The following is a 6,725-nucleotide window of genomic DNA, read 5'->3' as shown; positions in this document are numbered from 1 at the left end:
CCTCTGCAAGCTCCTCTACCCTCTGTTCAGTACGCTTCTGTGCCTCTGCAAGCTCTGCAACAATGTTCTCAAGGCGAGCTAATCTTTCCTCAGTACGCTTCTGTGCCTCTGCAAGCTCCTCTACCCTCTGTTCAGTACGCTTCTGTGCCTCTGCAAGCTCCTCTACTATTTTTGTGAGCTTCTTGAAATCAACCTTTAATTCTAAAAAATCCTCTCTTTTGACCATCTCACCGATGGTCTTGTCAAGACTTTTCAATATTTTGATAAGACTTGATCTGATGGCAGGCTCAAGTTTTTCTAACTCTTCAATAATTTCTATACTGAAAAGCATACTATAATATAACAATTTTAGTAAATGTTATCAACAATTTAGGCTCATGCTTTTTTCAATGCTCCGCATCCTCAGTTACATCAGCACAAAAGCAAATGTAACCGAGTAGAATAAAATTATACTACTGCTTTTTCAGAAGCTCTATCTTAATACTTACTGTCTTCTGAAGTATATGTTTTTTACACTATTTAAAGACCTTTTAAATGCCGAAGGCGGGATTTGAACCCGCACGGCGTTGCCACCACCAGATCCTGAATCTGGCGCGTCTGCCAGTTCCGCCACTTCGGCTCAGTATTTTAATTTTACCTTTATCAGGACATTCTTCGCAAGTTTACCTTAAGGAGTTGAAATTGCCGACAGGAAACTTACTTTCGCTTCCGCTTAGTTAAGAACTTTTCCCAAAAAAATTCTAAATTCGCTCAAGACAATAATTTCCTAATGGCAGTTTTAAGAAGAATTTTTAAGTTGATAAACTTAAAATTTTTTTGTTATAATTTGGTAGCATTCTTAATAATTAGCTGCTACTAAGATTTTTCTTAGGAGGTGGCTAATGAAGAATGCTGGCTGGTCTTTTTCTTCCAAATTTCTTTATTTTTCAATCATTTCTGGATACATTTTTTATATATTTCATTTAAATTTTTTTGAAGCAATTGTAAATTGTATTTCTCTCTGTCTTTTTTCATTAGAGCTTCTTGTTATTTTTGATACAACAAAAAAACACAGATTGAGGAAAACAGATTTTATTGAACTGCCTGCTGATTATAAACCTTTTGTTTCCATTTTTGTTCCCATATGTAAAGAACCAGCAGAGGTTGTAACACCGGCATTAATTTCTTTAAGCGAGCTTGATTATGAGAACTACGAAGTATATGCCTTAGTAAACAATACTCCTTATGATAAAGATGTAGAAAACATCAGAAAAATTTGCCAAAGTCTTGGTGAAAAAGTAAAATTTTTTTACATTCCACAAATTGAAGGATTTAAGGCAGGAGTGTTAAATTATGCCTTAAATTTAACTTCACCTAAAACCGAAATAGTCGCAGTTGTAGATTCTGATTATATAGTAGAAAAGGATTTTCTTAAAAAAACAGTGGGATACTTTAAAGACCCTGAAATAGCAGTTGTTCAACTTCCGCAGAATTATTTTTTGAATGACACTGCTGTATCAAAAGGAATGTATTATGCCTACAGATACTTTTTCAGCACAGTAATGAATACTTGCAATGAGTACAATGCTGCTTCCTTTATGGGAACAATGGGACTTATAAGAAAAAGCGTTCTTGAAAGTATAGGAGGATTTTCTAAGGAGGTTATAACAGAGGACAGTGAAATTGGAATTAGAATTCACGAGCTTGGTTATAAAACAGTTTATATTGACCATTCAAAAGGTAAAGGACTTATGCCATATAGCTATGCAGCCTACAAAAAACAAAGGGCAAGATGGGTATTTGGAAACATGCAGACAATAATAAAAAATCTTAGATTTTTCATCTTCAGTAGACTTAATTTTATGCAAAAACTTTGTTATTTAGCTCAAAATACAATATGGTTTAACAATCTATTTATACCATTCTGGATTATGCTCTTAAGTTGTTTTGAGTTTGTTTCTTTCAGTTTTGCTTTTGTAGTTCCCTATTTAGCATTCCTGTCAAGCAGAGCTCTTGGTTTGTTTTTTGCAATGCCAGTTAATACAGCTGTAGGGTTGAAAGAACGTCTGTATGCCTTTATCTCTTTTCTTTCTTTAACCTTGCCAATGGCAACAGAATGGATAAAATGTCTAATCTATCCTAAAAAAGAATTCTGGAGAACCCCTAAATTTAAGGAAAATTTTGGAATATTTAGATATCTCAGAGAAGGTTTGTCAGAAATTTTAATATTAATTTTTAGTGGATTAGCTTTCAGTGTGGGAATTTTAAAAAATCAATTTGTTTTGGCTACCGGAGCTTTTGTCAATGGTTTAATTTATTCTTCAGCAATATGGCAATTATATGGATTTTTCAAACTCTCAAGGAGTGAAAAAAATGAAAATTGGATTAATTTCACCACTTTGGAAAAAACTGCCTCCTGAAAAATATGGAGGCACAGAACTTGTGGTTTATGACCTTGCTTGTGCATTGACTGAAAAAGGGCATGAAGTAACTGTTTTTGCCTCTGGAGACTCAAACCTTCCATGTAAATTAGTTCCAATTGTAGAGAGAAATCTCTATGACATACTTGGAAAATTTAAATGGGATTTTTATGACTACGATATTTTACAAACAGAAATAGTTGGTAAAATGAGTAATGATTTTGATATTCTTCATAATCATAATGGATTTATCCCTCTCAGCATTACTCCTTTAGTGAAAACTCCTGTGGTAACAACAATTCACAGCTCTTTACCTCCAGAGCCTGCAGTGCTCAGGGAAGCCTTTAAAGATAGATTTTATGTCTCAATAAGTAATGCTCAAAGAGAGCTTGCTCCAGAGCTTAATTGGATAGCAACAGTTTATCATGGAATAGATGTAAAAAAATATCCCTTTTCAGACAAAAAAGGAGAGTATTTACTGTTTCTTGGAACTTTTTCTCCTTACAAAGGTCCTGACATAGCTATTGAAATAAGTAAAAAAAGTGGAATTCCAATTATTCTTGCAGGTGAAATAAGAAAAGAATTTGAAGACTTTTATAAAGAAAAAATTCTTTCTGAGCAGGATGGAAAGCAAATTAAAGTATTTGGAGAACTTACTTTTTCCGAAAAGGCAGAGCTTTTAAAAAATGCTCTGGCTCTTATTTTACCAGTTAGATGGAAAGAAGCCTTTGGACTTGTAATGATTGAAGCAATGGCTTGTGGAACTCCTGTTATTGCCCCAAGAAGAGCATCTGTTCCTGAAATAGTGATTGATGGAGTTACAGGCTTTATTGTTTCAGTTGAAAACATGATTGATGGAATGGTTAAAAAAATTGAAGAAATTAAAAATATAAATCCTCTAAATTGCAGGCTTCATGTTGAAAAAAATTTCACTGCAGAAAAAATGGTAAAGGAATACTTAAAAGTTTATGAAAAAATTCTACAGATTCACAAACCTTTTTCTTTATTAGAAAAAATATGGTAAGCCAGTTCCTGTTCAGACTTCATCAGTTTTAAAAATTGTTCAAGGGTTCAAAAAAATTGTTCAAGATTGTTCAAATGTTCAAGGGTTCAATCGGCAATCTGAGGACAAACCAGGTTTTTGTCAACTTTTCAAAAAAATTGATATAATCAAATCAATTACTCTTTTCGGAGGTTTAATTATGGTTATCTTAGGAGTAAATGTTGATCATGTTGCCACTGTTAGGCAAGCACGAAAAACCTTTGAGCCTGATCCTGCAATGGCTGCAACACTGGCAATACTTGGCGGAGCTGATGGGATAACAGTTCATCTAAGAGAAGACCGCAGACACATTCAGGACAGGGATTTAAAAATTCTTAGAGAAGTTGTCCCATGCGAGCTTAATCTTGAGATGGCTGCCACAGAAGAAATGATAAATATTGCTCTTAATGTTAAACCTGATATGGTAACCCTCGTTCCAGAAAAAAGGCAGGAACTTACAACAGAAGGTGGCTTAAATGTTATTGAACTTAAAGATTCTCTTAAGGAAGCTATAAAAAAAATTAAAGATGGAGGAATTCCTGTAAGTCTTTTTATAAATCCTGACAGAGCCTCTATTGAATGCTCAAAAGAAATCGGAGCAGACATGGTTGAGATTCATACAGGATATTATTCTGAAACAAGACGACAGAGTCAGCTTAAAGAACTTGAAAGAATTAAAGATGCAGTTGCATATTCATTGAATCTTGGACTTAAGACAAATGCAGGGCATGGATTAAATTACTACAATGTAAAACCAGTTGCTGCAATAAAAGGATTAAGAGGACTTTACATTGGCCACAGCATAATTGCAAGGGCTGTTCTGGTTGGAATTGAAGAAGCTGTCAGAGAGATGAAAAATCTTATTAAAGAGGCATGTATGAATGTTTAATGTGGATGTAACCTATCAAACACTCTCACAATATCTAAATGAGATTAAAGAACTTATTCAAGAAATCTCTGATTATCAATGGATTGTTGCTGAAATAGCAAAAATAGATTCTGATAAAAATGGGCATTACTGGATTGAGCTTGTTGAAAAAAAAGACAATGAAATTGTTGCAAAATGCGATGCTGTAGTATGGAGCAGAAATGTAGAAACTGTTCATAACTTTTATCTAAAAACCGGTATGGAGCTTCAGAAGGGAATAAAAATTCTTTTTCTTGGCAAAGCAACTTTTCATGAAAAATATGGTTTTAAAATAAGTATTTATCAGATTGATCCCTCTTTCAGCCTCGGAGAAATGGCTTTAAAAAAGAAAGAAACAATAGAAAGACTTACCCGAGAAGGCTTCATTGACAGAAATAAGCTTATTGAGATCCCTGTTATAATTCAGAGAATTGCAATTGTCTCCAGTGAATCTGCAGCTGGATATGAGGACTTTTTAAAAATTTTAAAGGGAAACAAATATGGCTTTAAGTTTTATACAAAACTTTTTGATGCTTTTGTTCAGGGAGACTCTGCCGTTGCCTCTTTAATGGCTGCATTTCAAAGATGTGCTTTTGAAGCTAAGAATTTTGATGCTGTAGTTTTAATTCGTGGTGGTGGCTCTGTTGCTGATTTAGCAATTTTCAATGATTATGAACTTGCAAAAACAATGGCTTTAATGCCGGTCCCTGTATTTACAGGAATAGGTCATACAAGAGATGAAACTGTAGCAGACCGTGTTGCATCAATGTCTTTTAAAACTCCATCTGAGGTTGCTAAATTCATACTTGACAGAGCAGTTGATTTTGACTCAAGGCTTGATACTCTGAGACAGAGAATTATTCACAGAGCTGAGAATTTTCTAAGTGTTGAGATTTCAAAAAATCAAAGCATTGAGGAAAGATTCAAGCTGGCTGTGAAAAACTCAAGAGAAAAAATTTTACAGAAAATGAATCTAATCGTAAGTGAAGTGCATAATAATGTTTTAAAAAGGGTTCACAGTGAAAGAGAATTTCTTTTCAAAGTTAAACAGCAGCTTTATAAAAAAACAAATCTAATACTGACAGCGCAGGAAGTGGAGCTCACAAACATTAACAATAAAGTAAAAATGAAAATTAACGAAAACATGGCGAAACAGAATTTCAGAATAAGCTCTTACAAAGACAGCCTTTTTACAAAGCTGAAAAACACGCTTTCATTGAAAAATATTCAAATAGAAAGAGTTAATGAGAAACTTCGTCTTCTTAGCCCTGAAAATATCTTAAAAAGAGGCTACAGTATTACTTATTTAAATGGAAAAGTTTTGAAGAATTCCGGGGAAGTCCCTCTCATGGCTAATATTCAGATTCAGCTTTACAAAGGAAAGATTTCAGCAACTGTAACCAATAAGGAGGAAAACAATGGAGAACTTAAGTTATTCTAAGGCAATGAAAGAGATTGAAGAAATTCTTAAGTTTATAGAATCACAGGAAGTTGATGTTGATGTGCTTGTTGAAAAAGTAAAAAGAGCAACAGAGCTTATTCGTTTTTGCAAGGGCAAATTAAAAACTGCAGAGGAAGAACTTCATAAAACCCTAATTGAGCTTGAACAGCCAGATTCTACAGAGAGCGAACCCTTTTAAATGACTTCATGGAAAGAAAATATCTATTTTGTCTTAGTTGAGCCAAAGGAATCAGGAAACATTGGCTCTTCTGCAAGAGCAATAAAAAACATGGGTTTCAAAAATCTTATCCTTGTAAATCCTGCGCCGCTAACAGATGAAGCTTACTGGATGGCATGGGCAAGCAAAGATATTCTTGAAAAAGCTGAAGTTTATAAAGAACTTGACAATGCTCTCAAAGACAAAGCAGTCGTAGTTGGAACAACTCGCAGAAGAGGCTCAAAAAGAGGTGCAATTCTGGATGTAAGAGATGGAGTAAAAAGAATTTATGAAATATCTCAGGACAACAGAGTTGCCATACTGTTTGGACGGGAAGATAAAGGACTTTTTAATAAAGAAGTTGAAAAGTGCGGATATCTCATGACAATTCCTACATCAGAGCTTCAGCCATCTTTAAATCTTGCTCAAGCAGTATTGATTGTTGCTTATGAGCTTATGCGATGCGAAGAAATAAAAGATTTTCATATGCAACGTCAGTTTTATGTTGACCAGCAGGAGTTAAATAAATTTTATGAAAGATTTTTTAGTGTTTTAAAAAAAATCGGTTATATACCTGATAATCCTGATCTTGAAAAAAGAATAATCAACAATTTCAGGCATCTTTTTGGAAGAACAGCTCTTACATTCTGGGAGTTGAGACTTCTTCATGGAATCTGCACCCACATAGAGGAAAAACTTAAAGATTAAGTTGAATTCTA

General features: G+C 34.1%; 6 protein-coding genes, 1 tRNA gene and 1 pseudogene. 6 read left to right on the top strand and 2 right to left on the bottom strand.

Annotated features, from left to right (window positions below):
- Both ACP5O9_RS00560 and ACP5O9_RS00555 read right to left on the bottom strand, forming a co-directional pair.
- Window positions 1-331: pseudogene (locus ACP5O9_RS00560) on the bottom strand (chordopoxvirus fusion protein); the annotation flags it as partial.
- Between the two features lie 204 nt (window positions 332-535).
- Window positions 536-619: transfer RNA gene (locus ACP5O9_RS00555), tRNA-Leu, on the bottom strand.
- 262 nt (window positions 620-881) lie between these two features.
- Between ACP5O9_RS00555 and ACP5O9_RS00550 the strand changes: the two genes are divergently transcribed.
- The 6 genes from ACP5O9_RS00550 to ACP5O9_RS00525 all read left to right on the top strand — a co-directional run bounded on the left by ACP5O9_RS00550 (window position 882) and on the right by ACP5O9_RS00525 (window position 6,714).
- On the top strand, window positions 882-2,399 hold the full coding sequence (locus ACP5O9_RS00550; RefSeq protein WP_428723230.1) for a glycosyltransferase family 2 protein: 1,518 nt from the start codon (window positions 882-884) through the stop codon (window positions 2,397-2,399).
- The gene (locus ACP5O9_RS00545) at window positions 2,353-3,423 is read left to right on the top strand and encodes a glycosyltransferase family 4 protein (protein WP_353686475.1); all 1,071 of its coding nucleotides are present in this window, start codon (window positions 2,353-2,355) and stop codon (window positions 3,421-3,423) included. Before ACP5O9_RS00550 ends, ACP5O9_RS00545 begins: the two co-directional genes overlap by 47 nt.
- Window positions 3,424-3,601: 178 nt before the next feature.
- The gene (locus ACP5O9_RS00540) at window positions 3,602-4,330 is read left to right on the top strand and encodes a pyridoxine 5'-phosphate synthase (RefSeq protein ID WP_353686474.1); all 729 of its coding nucleotides are present in this window, start codon (window positions 3,602-3,604) and stop codon (window positions 4,328-4,330) included.
- Window positions 4,323-5,789 carry an exodeoxyribonuclease VII large subunit gene (xseA, locus tag ACP5O9_RS00535; protein WP_424904843.1) on the top strand — a complete coding sequence of 489 codons (1,467 nt, stop codon included), beginning with the start codon at window positions 4,323-4,325 and terminating at the stop codon, window positions 5,787-5,789. Before ACP5O9_RS00540 ends, xseA begins: the two co-directional genes overlap by 8 nt.
- Window positions 5,767-5,988 (top strand): exodeoxyribonuclease VII small subunit, encoded by a 222-nt coding sequence (gene xseB / locus ACP5O9_RS00530; RefSeq protein WP_353686472.1) that lies wholly within the window; start codon window positions 5,767-5,769, stop codon window positions 5,986-5,988. The genes xseA and xseB overlap by 23 nt, the downstream gene beginning before the upstream one ends.
- On the top strand, window positions 5,989-6,714 hold the full coding sequence (locus ACP5O9_RS00525) for an RNA methyltransferase (RefSeq protein WP_424904842.1): 726 nt from the start codon (window positions 5,989-5,991) through the stop codon (window positions 6,712-6,714).
- Window positions 6,715-6,725: the final 11 nt, after the last annotated feature.

The organism is Thermodesulfovibrio sp., from assembly GCF_049969575.1.
Taxonomy (GTDB): domain Bacteria; phylum Nitrospirota; class Thermodesulfovibrionia; order Thermodesulfovibrionales; family Thermodesulfovibrionaceae; genus Thermodesulfovibrio; species Thermodesulfovibrio obliviosus.
The sequence above is the reverse complement of the archived record's forward strand: the minus strand, read 5'-3'. Positions and strand labels throughout refer to the sequence as shown.

What these genes read in the sequence shown, in the direction of transcription:
- ACP5O9_RS00545 (WP_353686475.1), top strand. Translation starts at nt 2,353, where the DNA reads ATGAAAATTGGATTAATTTCACCACTTTGGAAAAAACTGCCTCCTGAA.
- xseB (WP_353686472.1), top strand. Translation starts at nt 5,767, where the DNA reads ATGGAGAACTTAAGTTATTCTAAGGCAATGAAAGAGATTGAAGAAATT.
- xseA (WP_424904843.1), top strand. Translation starts at nt 4,323, where the DNA reads ATGTTTAATGTGGATGTAACCTATCAAACACTCTCACAATATCTAAAT.
- ACP5O9_RS00525 (WP_424904842.1), top strand. Translation starts at nt 5,989, where the DNA reads ATGACTTCATGGAAAGAAAATATCTATTTTGTCTTAGTTGAGCCAAAG.
- ACP5O9_RS00540 (WP_353686474.1), top strand. Translation starts at nt 3,602, where the DNA reads ATGGTTATCTTAGGAGTAAATGTTGATCATGTTGCCACTGTTAGGCAA.
- ACP5O9_RS00550 (WP_428723230.1), top strand. Translation starts at nt 882, where the DNA reads ATGAAGAATGCTGGCTGGTCTTTTTCTTCCAAATTTCTTTATTTTTCA.